This window comes from Bacillus sp. NTK071 (assembly GCF_017303315.1).
Classification (GTDB): domain Bacteria; phylum Bacillota; class Bacilli; order Bacillales; family Guptibacillaceae; genus Guptibacillus.
This window is the reverse complement of record NZ_JAFKOI010000077.1, coordinates 1-266: the sequence shown is the minus strand read 5'-3', so window position 1 is coordinate 266 and position 266 is coordinate 1. Positions and strand designations below refer to the sequence as shown.

The following is a 266-nucleotide window of genomic DNA, read 5'->3' as shown; positions in this document are numbered from 1 at the left end:
CCGATCTATTGTCGGGCATACGAACTAGGAGTGTACTCTTCATGGTGTTTATCCCAATCTTCAAGAAACATTGCATCAATGACCGACATTAAGGACAACCAAAAATCATGCTTGAAACACAGCATAGCCTGCTCAGTTTCTTGTGAGGCAGATTCACTTGGCGATTTGAGCCAGTTTTTTACAAGCACCTTTTCTGGCTCACTGAGCAACGTAAAATCGAGAACGGGCAGGTAATAGCCTGAGATTAACTCACTTTGGTTGCACTC

Annotated in this window: 1 protein-coding gene; it reads right to left on the bottom strand. The window is 43.6% G+C overall.

Annotated features, from left to right (window positions below; translation table 11 throughout):
* Positions 1–5 precede the first annotated feature (5 nt).
* Positions 6–266: hypothetical protein (locus JI666_RS21100; RefSeq protein ID WP_206895038.1), on the bottom strand; the 261-nt coding region annotated here is incomplete at its 5' end.